The organism is Streptomyces broussonetiae (assembly GCF_009796285.1).
Taxonomy (GTDB): domain Bacteria; phylum Actinomycetota; class Actinomycetes; order Streptomycetales; family Streptomycetaceae; genus Streptomyces; species Streptomyces broussonetiae.
Genome location: NZ_CP047020.1, coordinates 3,411,611 through 3,426,328 on the forward strand (window position 1 = coordinate 3,411,611; position 14,718 = coordinate 3,426,328).

The 14,718-nt window shown below is 72.0% G+C and carries 15 protein-coding genes; 2 read left to right on the forward strand and 13 right to left on the reverse strand.

Annotated features, from left to right (window positions below; all coding sequences use genetic code 11):
* Window positions 1–171: 171 nt before the first annotated feature.
* Window positions 172–525, reverse strand: coding sequence for a cytidine deaminase (locus GQF42_RS15775; RefSeq protein WP_158920365.1), 354 nt, complete (start codon window positions 523–525; stop codon window positions 172–174).
* 28 nt (window positions 526–553) lie between these two features.
* Window positions 554–1,375, reverse strand: a complete 822-nt coding sequence (locus GQF42_RS15780; protein ID WP_233273768.1) for a helix-turn-helix transcriptional regulator — start codon at window positions 1,373–1,375, stop codon at window positions 554–556.
* 184 nt (window positions 1,376–1,559) lie between these two features.
* On the opposite strand from GQF42_RS15780, the gene GQF42_RS15785 reads away from it, so the two are divergent.
* Window positions 1,560–2,990, forward strand: a complete 1,431-nt coding sequence (locus GQF42_RS15785) for an MFS transporter (RefSeq protein ID WP_158920369.1) — start codon at window positions 1,560–1,562, stop codon at window positions 2,988–2,990.
* Here GQF42_RS15785 and GQF42_RS15790 read toward each other — a convergent pair.
* The 8 genes from GQF42_RS15790 to GQF42_RS15825 form a co-directional block, all read right to left on the reverse strand.
* Entirely contained in the window at window positions 2,975–3,994 is a 1,020-nt protein-coding gene (locus tag GQF42_RS15790; protein ID WP_158920371.1) for a S66 family peptidase, read from the reverse strand. The two genes, GQF42_RS15785 and GQF42_RS15790, sit on opposite strands and share 16 nt — an antisense overlap.
* Window positions 3,995–4,055: 61 nt before the next feature.
* Window positions 4,056–4,415, reverse strand: coding sequence for an MmcQ/YjbR family DNA-binding protein (locus tag GQF42_RS15795; protein WP_158920373.1), 360 nt, complete (start codon window positions 4,413–4,415; stop codon window positions 4,056–4,058).
* A complete protein-coding gene (locus GQF42_RS15800) occupies window positions 4,412–5,698 on the reverse strand; it encodes a hemolysin family protein (protein WP_158920375.1) in 1,287 nt (428 codons plus the stop codon). Before GQF42_RS15800 ends, GQF42_RS15795 begins: the two co-directional genes overlap by 4 nt.
* A gap of 16 nt (window positions 5,699–5,714) precedes the next feature.
* Entirely contained in the window at window positions 5,715–6,212 is a 498-nt protein-coding gene (gene ybeY, locus GQF42_RS15805) for an rRNA maturation RNase YbeY (protein ID WP_158920377.1), read from the reverse strand.
* Between the two features lie 12 nt (window positions 6,213–6,224).
* Window positions 6,225–7,304: a PhoH family protein gene (locus GQF42_RS15810; RefSeq protein ID WP_158920379.1), complete on the reverse strand. Its 1,080-nt coding sequence runs from the start codon at window positions 7,302–7,304 to the stop codon at window positions 6,225–6,227.
* Between the two features lie 160 nt (window positions 7,305–7,464).
* Window positions 7,465–8,658 carry a carbohydrate kinase family protein gene (locus GQF42_RS15815; protein WP_158920381.1) on the reverse strand — a complete coding sequence of 398 codons (1,194 nt, stop codon included), beginning with the start codon at window positions 8,656–8,658 and terminating at the stop codon, window positions 7,465–7,467.
* A gap of 66 nt (window positions 8,659–8,724) precedes the next feature.
* A complete protein-coding gene (locus tag GQF42_RS15820) occupies window positions 8,725–10,014 on the reverse strand; it encodes a glucarate dehydratase family protein (protein WP_158920383.1) in 1,290 nt (429 codons plus the stop codon).
* Window positions 10,011–10,970 carry a 5-dehydro-4-deoxyglucarate dehydratase gene (locus GQF42_RS15825; RefSeq protein ID WP_158920385.1) on the reverse strand — a complete coding sequence of 320 codons (960 nt, stop codon included), beginning with the start codon at window positions 10,968–10,970 and terminating at the stop codon, window positions 10,011–10,013. The genes GQF42_RS15820 and GQF42_RS15825 overlap by 4 nt, the downstream gene beginning before the upstream one ends.
* Window positions 10,971–11,199: 229 nt before the next feature.
* On the opposite strand from GQF42_RS15825, the gene GQF42_RS15830 reads away from it, so the two are divergent.
* On the forward strand, window positions 11,200–12,432 hold the full coding sequence (locus tag GQF42_RS15830; RefSeq protein WP_158920387.1) for an MFS transporter: 1,233 nt from the start codon (window positions 11,200–11,202) through the stop codon (window positions 12,430–12,432).
* On the opposite strand, the gene GQF42_RS15835 is transcribed toward GQF42_RS15830, so the two are convergent.
* The 3 genes from GQF42_RS15835 to GQF42_RS15845 are packed head-to-tail and all read right to left on the reverse strand — an operon-like array spanning window position 12,381 to window position 14,674.
* Window positions 12,381–13,388 (reverse strand): adenosine deaminase, encoded by a 1,008-nt coding sequence (locus tag GQF42_RS15835; RefSeq protein ID WP_158920389.1) that lies wholly within the window; start codon window positions 13,386–13,388, stop codon window positions 12,381–12,383. The two genes, GQF42_RS15830 and GQF42_RS15835, sit on opposite strands and share 52 nt — an antisense overlap.
* A gap of 20 nt (window positions 13,389–13,408) precedes the next feature.
* Window positions 13,409–14,314, reverse strand: a complete 906-nt coding sequence (locus tag GQF42_RS15840) for a ribonuclease Z (RefSeq protein ID WP_158920391.1) — start codon at window positions 14,312–14,314, stop codon at window positions 13,409–13,411.
* 6 nt (window positions 14,315–14,320) lie between these two features.
* On the reverse strand, window positions 14,321–14,674 hold the full coding sequence (locus tag GQF42_RS15845; protein ID WP_158920393.1) for a histidine triad nucleotide-binding protein: 354 nt from the start codon (window positions 14,672–14,674) through the stop codon (window positions 14,321–14,323).
* Between the last annotated feature and the right edge of the window lie 44 nt (window positions 14,675–14,718).

Below are 14,718 nucleotides of genomic sequence, written 5' to 3' on the forward strand. Positions count from 1 at the left end.
CATGTGGGGGGCCGACGGACGAAGAGGCCCGAGCAGGCGGGTGCGGGCACACTGCACGGCGGTGCGGATCTGACGGTCCGTCGGGAAGGTACGGCTCCATTGATGCGCAAGGGCAGGAACCGAACAAGGTTGAATTCCAGCCGACCTTCCGGTCGGCTGGACAACGGGAGTTCAGCCCGCGGAGACGGTGCGCCGGACCTCGCCGTCCAGCCCGGCGAGCAGGACCGGCGTTCGGGGTCCGCCGAGGTCGGACACGGCGTCGAGGTCCTGCGCCGACACGGACTCCGCCTCGCTCACGACGGCCGCCGCCTCCAGCGACGTGGCACCGGACGCCACGGCCATCGCGACAGCCGTCCGCAGCGCGCTCAGCCTGAGCGAGGCCAGCTCCACCGTCCCGGCGACATACGTACGCCCCGTCTCGTCCCGTACGGCCGCACCCTCGGGCACACCGTTGCGGGCCCGCGCGGAACGGGCCAGGGTGACGATCTTGCGGTCCTCGGGGTCAAGCGCGTTGGTCTCGGTCATGCCCCGAGCATACGAAGACCGGGCCACGTCACCCCGCCACGGGGTACATCGCGCCCCGCCGTCCCTCCGGAGAGGCCAGCCACTCCAGCTTCTCGGCGGTGTTCGCCTCGTCCAGCGGAGTGTGCAGCACGATCATCAGATCGGGCCGGGCCGGCACCTTCATCGCCGTCGACTCCACCACCAGCAGCCCGGCCAGCGGATGCTCCAGCTCCTTGCGGATCTGCCCCTGGTCCTCGATGTCCCGCTCGGCCCACAGCCGGACGAACTCGGGGCTGCGCGCCGACGCCTCGGCGAGCACCTCCTGGAACCCCTCGTCGTCCGGCCGCGCCGCACACGCGGCCCGGAACTGCGCCACGACCGTGCGCGCGTTCCGCTCCCAGCTGTGGCTGCGCGACCGGTACAGCGGGTCGACGAAGAAGTCGATGAGGCAGTTCTGTGTGACGTCCGACCGCATGCCGAGCACGATCGCGGCCGCGTCGTTGTACATCACGCAGTTGTAGTACAGGTCCATGATGTGCGCCGGGTACGGCATCCAGGTGTCGATCAGCCGTCGCAGTCCGTCGCACATGTCCCGTTTCTGCGGCACCACTTCGGGCGTCGGCGGGTTCATCTCGGCCAGCAGATACAGGTGCCGGCGCTCGGCGTCGCTCAGCCGCAGCACCCGGGCCACGGCGTCGAGCACCGACGGCGAGACGGAGATCTCCCGCCCCTGCTCCAGCCACTGGTACCAGGAGGCGCCCACCCCGGCCAGCACGGCGACCTCCTCCCGGCGCAGCCCCGGCGTACGGCGCCGGCCGCCACCGGCCGGCAGTCCGGCCTCCTCGGGGCTGACCCGGGCCCGCCGGCTCATCAGGAACTCGCGCAGTTCGTTGCGCCGTTCACTCTTCGTCGCCCCCGCAGCAGGCACGTACCGCTCCTCCCCCGTCGTGTCCGACGGCCCCGCCGTGTCCGACGTCCCCGCCGTGTCTGGTGGTGCCACCACCACCATAAGTTCCGACTCCCCACCGGTATTCCGGCTGCCCGAAGCTCGGGACATGGCGATCGACACCACCACCCCACCGACCACCTCCACGGGCACACCGTTCGACAGTCCCCGGCCGCCCCGGTTGTCGACGCGTGACAAGCTCGTCCTGTTCGTGCTGTGCGCGGCCCAGTTCGTGGTCGCGCTGGACTTCTCCGTCCTGAACGTGGCCCTGCCCGCACTCGGCACCGACCTCGGTATGAGCCGCTCGGCCCTGCAGTGGGCGGTCACCGCGTTCGCGCTGCCCTCCGGCGGCTTCCTGCTCCTCTTCGGGCGGATCGGCGACCTGTTCGGCCGCCGGAAGCTGTTCCTGGCCGGCCTGGCCCTGTTCGGCGCGGCCTCGCTGCTGGCGACCCTGGCCTGGGACCCGGCGTCCTTCCTCGCCGGGCGGGCGCTTCAGGGGCTCGGCGCGGCGGCGATCGTACCGACCGGCATGTCCCTGCTGACCACCACCTTCCCGGAGGGCCCGGCCCGCGACCGCGCCCTCGGCATCTCCGGCACGCTGCTGTCGCTGGGCTTCACCGTGGGCATGGTCGCGGGCGGTGTGCTGACGGACGCGTTCGGCTGGCGCTCCACGATGGCCCTGCTGTCGGTGTTCGTGCTGATCGTGCTGCCGCCGGCCCCGGGCCTGCTGCCGGAGTCGCGCACCCCTGAGCGCCCGCGCCTGGACGTGCCCGGCGCGGTTACCGTCACCACCGGTCTGCTCTCCCTGATCTACGCCCTGTCCACGGCCGCCGACCACGGCTTCGGCCGCCCCGACGTCATCACGGCACTGGTCGCCGGGCTGCTCCTGCTGGCCGCGTTCACGGTCGTCGAGTCCCGTACGGCCGCCCCGCTCGTCTCGCTGCCGATGCTGCGCCGCCGCACCGTGGCATGGGGCAACATCGGCGGCCTGGTCACCTTCTCGATGATGTCGACGGTGGTCTTCGTCCTGACCCTGTACTTCCAGGACGTCCTGCACCTGTCGGCGTTCGAGACGGGCCTGGTCTTCGGCGTCCAGGGCGTGCTGTCGGCCGTCGCCGGGTCGCTCGCGGCGAAGGTGATCGGGCGCTTCGGCGCCCGCCGCACCCTGGTCGCCTCGCTGACCGGCCAGGGCGCGCTGATCGCGACCCTGCTCCTGCTGAACTCCCACGTCTGGTCGGTGTGGCTCGCCACCGCGGCCGTGTCCCTGGCCAGCATGTGCCACCTGGGCGCGATCGTCTCGTACGGCCTGACCGTCACCTCCGGTGTCCCGGACGAGGAGCAGGGCCTGGCCACCGGTCTGGTGACCTCCACCCAGCAGGTCGGCCTCACGGTCGGCATCCCGCTGCTGGGCGTGCTGGCCACCACCTCCCACGACCTGCTGGCCGGCGTCCACACGGTCCTCGCCCTGGACGCGGCGATCGTCCTCGTCGCCGCCGTCCTCGTCGGGCTGGGTCTGCGCCGGGGTCAGTCCAGGGTCTGAACGATCTCGCTGCGCGCGGCCGTGTGCACCACACGGCCGCGCGCGCCGTTGACCAGCGGAAGGTAGGGCGGGACATGCCCGCACTCGACGTCGGCGACGATCGGCACGCCGAGCGGGCCGAGCGCGTCGAGCACGGCCTCGTGCTGGGTGAGGGTGCTGCTGTCGGGGGCGTGGGTGCGGCCCACGAGGACGGCCGCCGCGCGGTCGAAGAACCCGGCGAGGCGCAGGCCGTGCAGGTGCCGGCCGATGATGAACGCGTTGTCCTCGCACGCCTCGACGTAGACGAGCAGCGGCTCGTCCCCGGCGAAGCGCGAGGTGTCGAGGTACGGGCTGCCGGTGAGCGGGCCGATGGTCTCGATGCACCCGCCGATGAGCCGCCCCTCGACGTCCACGTCCCCGTCCCCGTCGAGCCGGGTCCAGCCGCCCTCGGCGTCCAGGGTGAGGTCACGGATCCGAGGGTTGCGGACCCAGTCGTCCCAGCGGGCGGCGCGGTACCGCCCGGGCGGGGTCTGGGTGAACGGCTCCTTCTGCGGCGCGGCCACGATGTCCAGCCAGGACGTCAGGCCCTCGGGAGTCCGGTACGGGGTCTCCATGAGGTTGTTGCCGTGCACGGTCGCGACACCGGTGAGCAGGGTCAGCGGAGTCAACAGGGTCGACATGTCCGAGTAGCCGACCACCCAGGTCGGCTCGGCCTGCCCGATCGCCTCGAAGTCGAGCAGCGGCAGCAGGTCGATGGACATCTCCCCGCCCCACGGCGGCACCACGGCCCGGATCGTGGGATCGGTGAGCATGCCGGTGAGTTCGGCGGCGCGTTCGGCGGCCGGGGCGCTCAGGTGCCCCGAGCCGTCCATGCACCGGCCGACGACCACCTCGTAGCCCCGTGCCTCGAGGTCGCGCACCGCCAGGTCGAGCCGGCCGCGCAGATCCTCGGCCACCCCGCTCGACGGGGAGGTCACACCGACACGGTCACCGGGGCGCAGGGGGCGCGGATATCTGAGGGTCATAGGAACATCCGACCCCGCACCGGCCGCCCCCGACAAGGGAATTACGGCCGGTCCCACGGCCTCAGGGCCGGTCCAGCCGCAGCCGCTCCGCCCTCGGCAGACCCGCGACGACGAGGTCGTACGAGTCCTCGATCAGCTCCCGGACCAGCCGCGCCGGCAGACCGCCGTCCACCGTGACGGTGTTCCAGTGCCGCTTGTTCATGTGCCAGCCGGGGACGATCAGGCCCTCGTACTCGCCGCGCAGCCGGACGGCGTCCTCCGGGTCGCACTTGAGGTTGACCGTCAGGGGCTGCGCGCCCAGGTGCGTCAGGGCGAACATCTTGCCCAGCACCCGGAAGACCGAGGTCTCCGGGCTGAACGGGAAGTCCTCCACCGACGCGTTGAAGGACAGGCAGAAGGCGCGCAGCTCCTTGGGGGTCACTCGGCTCGCTCCTTCTCGGCGGGTTCCACCAGGACGGTGACGATCTTGTTCCGGCGGCCGGCCGCGGCCTCCGCGGTCAGCTTCAGGCGGCGTTCGTCGGGCAGTTCGACCTCGGCGGACGCACCCGCGATGGGCACCCGGCCGAGGGCCTTGGCGAGCAGGCCGCCGACGGTCTCCACGTCCTCGTCGTCGTACTCCTCCAGGCCGTACAGCTCGCCGAGGTCGGTGATGTCGAGGCGGGCGGTGACCCGGTAGCGGTCGTCGCCCAGGTCCTCCACGGGCGGCAGTTCGCGGTCGTACTCGTCGGTGATCTCGCCGACGATCTCCTCGAGGATGTCCTCGATGGTGACGATGCCGGCGGTGCCGCCGTACTCGTCGATGACGACGGCGACGTGGTTGCGGTCCTTCTGCATCTCGCGCAGCAGGTCGCCGGCGTTCTTGGTGTCGGGCACGAAGACGGCGGGCCGCATGGCGGTCGACACCAGGTCGCTCTCGGCGTCGCGGTTGATGTGCGTCTTGCGGACCAGGTCCTTGAGATACACGATCCCGACGATGTCGTCCTCGCCCTCGCCGGTGACCGGTATCCGGGAGAACCCGGAGCGCAGGGCGAGGGTGAGGGCCTGCCGGATGGTCTTGAAGCGCTCGATGGTGACCAGGTCGGTCCTCGGCACCATCACCTCACGCACGAGCGTGTCGCCGAGTTCGAAGACCGAGTGCACCATCCGGCGCTCCTCGTCCTCGATCAGCGACTCCTTCTCGGCGAGGTCGACCAGCGCGCGCAGCTCCGCCTCGGAGGCGAACGGGCCGCGCCTGAAGCCCTTGCCGGGCGTGAGCGCGTTACCGATGAGGATGAGCAGCGAGGGGATCGGGCCCATGATCCGGGCGAGCGGCAGCAGGACATACGCCGCCACGGTCGCGGTGTTGAGGGGATGCTGGCGGCCGATGGTGCGCGGGGAGACGCCGACGGCGACGTACGACACCAGCACCATGACCCCGATGGCGACCAGCAGCGCCTGCCAGGTGGCGGTGAACTCCTCGAGGCAGGCGTAGGTCACCAGGGCCGCGGCCGCCATCTCGCAGGCGACGCGGACCAGCAGGGCCACATTCAGATAGCGGGTCGGGTCGGCGGCGATCTGCGCGAGCCTGGCGCTGCCGCGCCGGCCGGACTTGACGGCCTCCTCGGCACGGAAGCTGGAGACCCGCGCAAGGCCCGCCTCCGCGCAGGCGGCGAGCCAGGCGACGACGACCAGCGCGATCGCGCCGATCACGATCTGCGGAGACATGGCAGGACCGGCCCGCCTACGAGACGGTCGGTGCCGGCGAGGGGCCGGTCAGCCCCTGCTCGGCCCGCCAGCCGTCCACGATGGCGGCCTGGAGCCCGAACATCTCGGCCTTCTCGTCGGGCTCCTCGTGGTCGTAGCCGAGCAGGTGCAGCACCCCGTGGACGGTGAGCAGCTGAAGCTCCTCGTCCATGGAGTGCTGCGTCGGGGCTTCCGTCCCCTGCTTGGCGGCGACCTCCGGGCACAGCACGATGTCGCCGAGCAGCCCCTGCGGCGGCTCGTCGTCGTCCTTGGACGGCGGGCGCAGCTCGTCCATCGGGAACGACATGACATCGGTCGGCCCGGGCAGGTCCATCCACTGGATGTGCAGCTGCTCCATGGCGTCGGCGTCCACGACGATCACCGAGAGTTCGGAGAGCGGGTGGATGCGCATCCGCGCGAGCGCGTAGCGGGCGATGTCGAGGATCGCCTGCTCGTCGACCTCGGTTCCGGATTCGTTGTTGACGTCGATCGACATGGTCGTGCTGGTCTACTTCCCCTTGGAGCCCTTGGCACCGGGCTTGCCGTGGCCGCCCTTGTGGGTGCCGTTCTCGGTGCCGTGCTTGCTGTCGTACATCTCGTACGCGTCGACGATACGGCCCACCAGCTTGTGCCGGACGACATCGTGGGACGACAGCCGGGAGAAGTGGACGTCCTCGACGCCCTCCAGGATCTCCTGCACCTGCCGCAGACCGGACTTGGTGCCGTTCGGCAGGTCGACCTGGGTCACGTCACCGGTGATGACGATCTTCGAGTCGAAACCGAGGCGGGTGAGGAACATCTTCATCTGCTCGGGGCTCGTGTTCTGGGCCTCGTCCAGAATGATGAAGGCGTCGTTGAGCGTGCGTCCGCGCATGTAGGCGAGCGGCGCGACCTCGATGGTCCCGGCGGCCATCAGCCTGGGGATGGAGTCCGGGTCGAGCATGTCGTGCAGCGCGTCGTAGAGCGGGCGCAGGTAGGGGTCGATCTTCTCGTAGAGCGTGCCGGGCAGGAAGCCCAGGCGCTCGCCGGCCTCGACCGCGGGACGGGTGAGGATGATGCGGTTGACCTGCTTGGACTGCAGGGCCTGCACGGCCTTGGCCATGGCCAGGTAGGTCTTGCCGGTACCGGCGGGGCCGATGCCGAAGACGATCGTGTGCTTGTCGATCGCGTCGACGTACCGCTTCTGGTTGAGGGTCTTGGGGCGGATCGTGCGTCCGCGCGAGGACAGGATGTTCTGCGTCAGCACCTGGGCCGGGGTCTCCGGGCCGTCGCTCGTCCCGTTCTCGCTCGCCTTGAGCATGGCGATCGAGCGTTCCACTGCGTCCTCCGTCATCGGCTGCCCGGTGCGGAGCACCAGCATCATCTCGTCGAACACGCGCGAAATGAGGGCGACGTCGCTGGGGTCGCCGACCGCGCTGATCTCATTGCCCCGGACGTGGATGTCGGCCGCCGGGAAGGCCCTCTCGATCACGCGCAGGAGGGAGTCGCCAGAACCCAGCACGGTCACCATGGGGTGCTGGGCGGGGACGGTGAACTGCGCTCTCGCCTGCTCCTGCGCGGGGGTGTGAGCTGTGGATGTCTGTGTCATGGGCCGGCGCTGAAGGCCTGCGCTTCCTCCTCGTCACGGCCGCCTGGCTGAGGGCGGCCTCGCGGTTCCAGGGTACGACGGTGGGATGACAAGCCCGTAGGGCTTTTCACAGGCCTGCACAGCATGCCTGCCCGGCATGCGGCAGACCTGCCCGTCCCCGTCACCCCGAGCGCCGGAAGCCGATGGTCGGGACCGCCCGCCGCAACGGCCACGGCCGGTCCAGCTCCTGCGGCACCAGCCCCTCGAGGAACGCGTACCGCTCGAGCGCCGCCGGCTCCTGACCCGGCAGGGACTGCACGCGCCGCCACCACGCCCCGATCTCCGACCACCCCGGCGCCGACAGCGACCCCCCGAACTCCTGCACCGACAGGGCGGCCGTGAGCCCGGCGAACGCCAGCCGGTCCGCCAGCGGCCACCCGGCCAGGGAGCCGGCCACGAACCCCGCGACGAACACGTCCCCGGCGCCCGTCGGATCCAGCGCCTCCACCGCGATCGCGGGCACCTCGGCGGCCTCCCCCGTGCGCCGGTCCACCGCGTACGCCCCTTCCGACCCCAGCGTCACGACGGCCACCGGCACGTACTGGGTCAGGGCGTGCGCGGCCACACGCGGGCACGCGGCGCCCGTGTACCGCTTCGCCTCCTCCGCGTTCGGCAGGAACGCCTCGCAGTGCTCCAGGTCGGCGAGCCCTGCGATGTCCCACGCCCCGGTGTCGTCCCAGCCGACGTCGGCGAAGATCCGGGTGCCCGCGCGGGCGGCCTGCGCGATCCAGGGCGCGCAGGTGCCGGGCGTGAGGGAGGCGACGGCGGCACGCGCGCGGGGCGGGCGCGGAAGGGGTTCCACGCCCGAGGGACGCCGTTTGAGGGTGGTGGCGGGCGACGGGCGGGACGGCTCCTCCGCGGGCGGCTCGTGCCCGTGCGAGACCATCGTCCGCTCGCCCTCGTACGCCATCGACACCGTCACCGGTGAGTGCCAGCCGGGCACGGTCCGCGAGGGCGTCAGGTCGATGCCCTCGCCCTGGGCCAGCGTGTCCCAGCAGTACTCGCCGTAGTGGTCGTCGCCGAAGGCCGCCGCGAGGGAGGTCCGCAGGCCGAGCCGGGCCAGCGCGGTGGCCATGTTGGCGACCCCGCCGGGGCTGGAGCCCATGCCCCGGGCCCAGGACTCGGTGCCGCGCACGGGCGCCGAGTCCAGGCCGGTGAAGATGATGTCGAGGAAGACCGTGCCCGTCAGGTAGACGTCCCACGGCGGATCGCCGGGTTCGCGCAGCGCGGCGAGCGGATCGACCTGGGCCTGGCAGCGCGCTGCCTGGGTGAGGTGTTCCGGTTCCTCTCCGGTGAGGGCGTGCGAGGCGGTCACGGTGCGCTCCCTGACGTGGTGCGGGTCTGGCCAGTGTGCACCAGGCAGCGCCCCGTACAAGGGGTCTTACCAGCGAGGCAGCACCGGCGTCCGCCATCCCGGCTCGCCCGCCCGCATCGCCGCGGCGTCGTCCCGCTCGCGCAGCGCGCCGTCGTCCTCGGCCCACCTGCGGTGCAGCCGGGCCAGCGCATCCCGGTCGAGCGCGACGCCGAGTCCGGGGGCGTCGGACACCGCGACCCGGCCGCCGGTGAAGACCGGCCGTTCGCTCAGGACGTCCTCGGACTGCCAGGGGTAGTGGGAGTCGCACGCGTGGTGGAGGTTCGGGACCGTCGCCGCGACCTGGGTCATCGCGGCGAGGCTGATGCCGAGGTGGGTGTTGGAGTGCATGGACACCCCGACCCCGAAGGCCGCGCAGATCGCGGCGAGATGCTGGGTGTTGCGCAGTCCGCCCCAGTAGTGGTGGTCGGAGAGCACCACCTGGACGGCGTCCCTGGTGAACGCCTCCTGGATCTCACCGAAGGTGGTCACGCACATGTTGGTGGCGAGGGGCACCCGGGTGCCGGCGGACACCTCGGCCATGGCGGGCGTGCCCAGCGTCGGGTCCTCCAGGTACTCCAGGACGTCCGCGAGTTCCTCCGCCACCTTCAGCGAGGTCGCCACCGACCAGGCGCCGTTGGGATCGAGGCGCAGCGGATGCCCGGGGAAGGCCTCGGCGAGGGCGCGTACGGCCGCGATCTCCTCGTCGGGCGGGAAGACGCCGCCCTTGAGCTTGAAGGAAGTGAAGCCGTAGCGCTCCTTGAGCTGCCGTGCCTGGGCGACCACGCCGGCCGGGTCGAGGGCGGCGCCCCAGTCGTCGGGCTCGGCCGCGACGCCCGCCGGGTGCGCGGCCCACTTGTAGAACAGGTAGGCGCTGTACTCGACCGCGTCGCGCACCTTGCCGCCGAGCAGCGCGTGCACGGGCAGTCCGAGCGCCTTGCCCTGGGCGTCGAGGCAGGCGACCTCGAAGGCGGAGAGCACCGAGAGCCGGACCTTGTCCGCGCTCTGCCGCCCGCGCAGCCCGCCGGCGTCGACCCCTGCCTCGAGCCGCGCGGCGTCCACGCCGAGGTCGAGCGCGAACATTCCGTTCACGTCCATGACCGACCGCCCGGTGAGCTGCTCGGCCAGCCGGCGGGCCGGCTCCAGGTACTGGGTGTCGCCGTACGTCTCGCCGAGTCCGGTGATCCCGTCGGCCGTGACGATCTCGACGATCAGCCTCGGGGTGTACGGCTGGTGCACGCCCTGGACGTTGAGCAGCGGCGCGTCGGCGACCAGGACCGGGGTCAGCCGTATCTCGGCGATGGTCAGATCACGGGTCACAGGGAGGCTCCTACGAGGTCGAGTCCGCTGGTGAGGAGGGCCTTGAGGTCGGCGAGGTCGGCGGGCGCGGGGTCGGTGAGCGGGGCGCGCACGGGCCCGACGCGCTCTCCCCGGAGCCGGGCGGCCGCCTTCACCAGGGACACGGCGTACCCCGGCACACGGTCGCGCAGTTCGACGAAGGGAACGTAGAACTCGCGCAGCAGCTTGTCGAGCGTCCCCTGGTCCCCGTCCCGGAGCGCGGTGAAGAAGGCGTCGGCGATCTCGGGGGCGAAGGCATGCACGGCGGAGGAGTAGGCGGGGACGCCGACGGTGGCGTACGCGCGGGCCTGGATCTCGGCGGTGGCGGCGCCGTTGAAGAAGAGGAAGCCGTCGGGGGCGGCGAGGGTGAGGCGCTGGAGCCGGTCGAGGTCGCTGTGTCCGTCCTTGACGCCGATGACGTTCGGGATGCGGGCGATGCGCCGCAAGGTGCCGATGTCGTAGGCGACTTGGCCGCGCTGGTAGGCCACGATCGGCAGCCGGGTGCGGGCGGCGAGCTGCTCCAGCTGGGCGGCGAGGCCGTCCTGCGGGGCCTCGACCAGGTAGTGGGGCAGCACGAGCAGGGCGTCCGCGCCGGCCTCCTCGGCGATCCGCGCGAACCGGGCGGCCTGCGCCCAGCCGTACCCGGTCCCGGCCACGACGGGCACGCTCCCCATGGCGGCCTCCTCGACGGTGACGGAGACCACCGTCCGGTACTCGTCCTCGTCCAGCGAGAAGAACTCCCCGGTGCCACAGGCCGGGAAGACGGCGCCGGGGGCGGTGGCGAGCCGGCCGGCGACGTGGGCGCGGAAGCCGTCGGGGTCGAGGGAGCCGTCGTCGCGGAACGCGGTGAGCGGGAAGGACAGCACGCCCCGCGCCATACCCTCCCGCAGCCGCCGTGCCACGTCCTGCGGACCAGGGTCGCCACCCACGTCGATCATCTCCTCTTGTGAATCACGTCTATATATGAGAACACCTATCAGAAATTTCCGTTACCCGAACCCGCACCAGGTAAACCAAAGAGTGATCCGGATCACCAGGCCCCGCCTTTTTCCGGCACCAGCCGCTTGATACAACTTGCTCGCGCGTTCCTGTCCGTCGACGGTCGTCGCTCCCCCCCTCTTCCGCGGCTCTTCCGAGCCGCCTCCGACGCCTGCCCCGGGAACGCCCGTGTCCGCCCCCCGCCCCCTGCCCTGGCCCCTCGTCGCCCTGTTCACGGCCGGGTATCTCGCGCCCTATCTGCTGCCGACCACCGTCGGCCGCCTCGACTCCGCACTGCCGCTCACCGCCACCCAGGCCGGGGCCATCGGCAGCGCCCTGCTGCTGAGTTCGGCGACGGCGGGCTTCCTGCTGGCCTCCCGGGTCGAGCGGTTCGGCGCCCGCACCCTCGCCCGCACGGGCCTCGCGCTCGCCTTCCTCGGCTACGGCGGTGCCGCCCTCACCGGGGTCGTACCGGCCGTCGTCGCGGGCACGGTCGTCGGCGGCTTCGGCTCGGGCACGATCACGGCGGTCGCCGCGAGCGGTATCGCCGCCCACCGCGACCCGCACCGGGTCACCACGCTCGGCCTGCTGGGCGTCTCGGCCCTCGCCGGCGCCCTGTACCTGACGATCCCCCACCTCGGCTCCGGCCACGGACTGCCGCCGGCCGCCCTCGCGCTCACCGCGCTCGCCGTCTGGCCGCTCACCGGCCGGCTGCCCGGTCCCACGGCACCCGCCCGCAGGCCTGCCACCGGACACGGCCGCCTGCCCCACCTGCGCGCCGGGCTGCTGCTGGCCGCCGCCCTGCCCTGCTGGTCCCTGGCCCAGAACGCGCTCTGGGGCGTCAGCGGGCGGATCGGCCTCGCCCGCGCCCACCTCACCGAGGTCACCGTCGGCGCGGTCTTCGCGGTCGCGCTCGGCGCCGGGCTGCTCGGGGTGCTGGGCGCCGGCGCACTCGGTCCCCGGCTCGGCCGGGCGCTGCCCATCGGCGGCGGTACGGCACTGATCGCGGGCTGCATCGCGCTCAGCGCGTCGGCCCGGGACCTGCCCTCCTTCGCGGCCGGCGAGATCTCCTGGAACCTGCTCTACCCGATCGTGCTGTCGTACGTCCTCGGTCTCGCCGCCTCCCTCGACCCGCGCGGCCGCTGGGCGGTCCTGGTCGGCTCCGCGTCCTCGCTGGGCACGGCGGCGGGCCCGCTGGCCGGGAGCGTGCTCGCGGCCGGGGTGGGCTTCCCGGTCATGGGCGAACTGCTCGCTGCCGGGCTGCTGCTGGTCGCCGTACCGATGACGGCGGTCGCGCTGCGCACGGCAAAGCGCCCCCTGCCGGTCGTGGAACTCCCGGTGGAGGCGCCTGCCGTACCCGCACAGCGGGCTTACGACACCGCGTCGCCGGCGAACTCGTACGCGTCGACCTCGGCCAGGTAGCGGGCCCGGCGCTCCTCGTCGTCCTCCAGGAAGGAGGCGCGGAAGGAGTTGCGGGCCAGCTCGCGCAGCCGGTCCTCGGTCAGGCCCAGCGTCTGCTGCACGGCCGCGAAGTTGTCGCCCGCGTACCCGCCGAAGTAGGCCGGGTCGTCGGAGTTGACCGTGCACATCAGGCCCGCGTCGAGCATGGCCGGCAGCGGGTGGTCGGCGAGCGTGTCGACGGCGCGCAGGCGGACGTTGGACAGCGGGCACAGGGTGAGCGGGATCCGCTCCCGGACCAGCCGCTCGACCAGCGCCGGGTCCTCCATGCAGCGCAGCCCGTGGTCCACGCGCTCCACGCCGAGCACGTCCAGGGCCTCGGTGATGTACTGCGGCGGTCCCTCCTCACCGGCGTGCGCGACCCGGCGCAGCCCGAGCCGGGCCGCCACCTCGTACACCTCCCGGAACTTCGCCGGCGGATGCCCGACCTCGGCGGAGTCCAGGCCGACCCCGGTGATCCGGTCCAGATACGGCTGCGCGGCCGTCAGCGTCTCCAGCGCCGAGTCGGCGGACTCGTCGCGCAGGAAGCACATGATCAGCTTGGTGGAGACACCGTGGTTGCGCTCGCTGTCGCCCAGCGCCCGCCACAGCCCCTCGACGACCGTGCCGAGGCTCAGCCCCCGGGAGATGTGGGCCTGCGGGTCGAAGAAGATCTCCGCGTGCCGCACGCCCTGCGCCGCGGCGCGGGCCAGGTAGGCGTTCGCCAGGTCGGTGAAGTCCTGCTCGGTGCGCAGGACGGCCATCAGCTCGTAGTACAGGTTCAGGAAGGACTGGAGATCCTTGAACGCGTAGGCCTCGCGCAGCGCGTCCGTGTCCGCGTACGGCAGGGTCACACCGTTGCGGGCGGCCAGCTCGAACGCCAGCTCCGGCTCCAGGGTGCCTTCGATGTGCAGGTGCAGTTCTGCTTTCGGGAGGGGCATCAAAGCATCGTACGGGCGCTCTACCGCCGTTTCGGAACCGGCACTCGCAGCAAGTCGTACGCCACGGTCAGCTCGCCCTCGAACCCGGCCGCCCGCGCCTGCCGCTCGAACTCCTCCGGCTCGCCGTAGCGCTGGCTGAAGTGGGTGAGCACGAGGTGCCGCACGCCCGCGTCGCGGGCGACCGCGGCGGCCTGTCCGGCGGTCAAGTGCCCGTGTTCCACCGCCAGTTCGATGTCCTCGTCCAGGAAGGTGGACTCGATCACCAGCAGGTCGCAGCCCTGCGCGAGCGCGTGCACGCCGTCGCAGAGCCGGGTGTCCATGACGAACGCGAACCGCTGCCCGCGCCGCACCTCGCTGACGTCCTCCAGCCGCACGTCCCCGAGCCGCCCCTCGCGCTGGAGCAGGCCGACGTCCGGCCCCTTGATCCCGTGCGCGGCGAGCCGGTCGGGCAGCATCCGGCGCCCGTCGGGCTCGATCAGCCGGTAGCCGTAGGACTCCACCGGGTGGGACAGCCTGCGGGCCTCGAGGGTGTACGACGGGGTCACCGCGAGGATGCCGGCGGCGGCGACCGGCGCCTCGGTGATGCCGACGGTCTCGCGGTAGGCCGTCGCGTACCGCAGGCGGTCGAAGAAACGCTGCCCGGAGCGCGGGTAGTGTGCGGTGACCTCGTGCGGCACCTGGTCGAGGTTGATCCGCTGGATCACGCCGGCGAGGCCGAGACTGTGGTCGCCGTGGAAGTGCGTGACGCAGATCCGGTTCAGGTCGTGGGCGGCGACACCGGCGCGCACCATCTGGCGCTGTGTGCCCTCGCCGGGGTCGAACAGGATGCCCTCGCCGTCCCACCGCAGCAGATAGCCGTTGTGGTTGCGGTGCCGGGTCGGCACCTGGCTGGCGGTACCGAGGACCACCAATTCACGTACGGACACGGCGTTCTACCCGGGGGGCCATTCCAGGCCACGACCGCCGAGGACGTGGGCGTGGGCGTGCCAGACGGTCTGGCCGGCGCCGGAGCCGGTGTTGAAGACGATCCGGTAGCTGTCGAGTTCGTCCTCGTCGGCAACGGCCCGGGTCTCGCGCAGGACGTCGGCGGCGAGTTCCGGGGCGCCTGCGGCGAGGGCCGCGGCGTTTTCGTAGTGGGCCTTGGGGATCACCAGGATGTGCGTCGGCGCCTTGGGGTTTATGTCCCGGAAGGCGACGGTCGTCTCTGTCTCGCGGACGATCGTCGCCGGGATGTGCCCTGCGACGATCTTGCAGAACAGGCAGTCGTCCTGCGGTTCGCCGGCCATGCGTGTGCCTCCTCACGCTGGTGATCAATACCGGTGCATCGTAG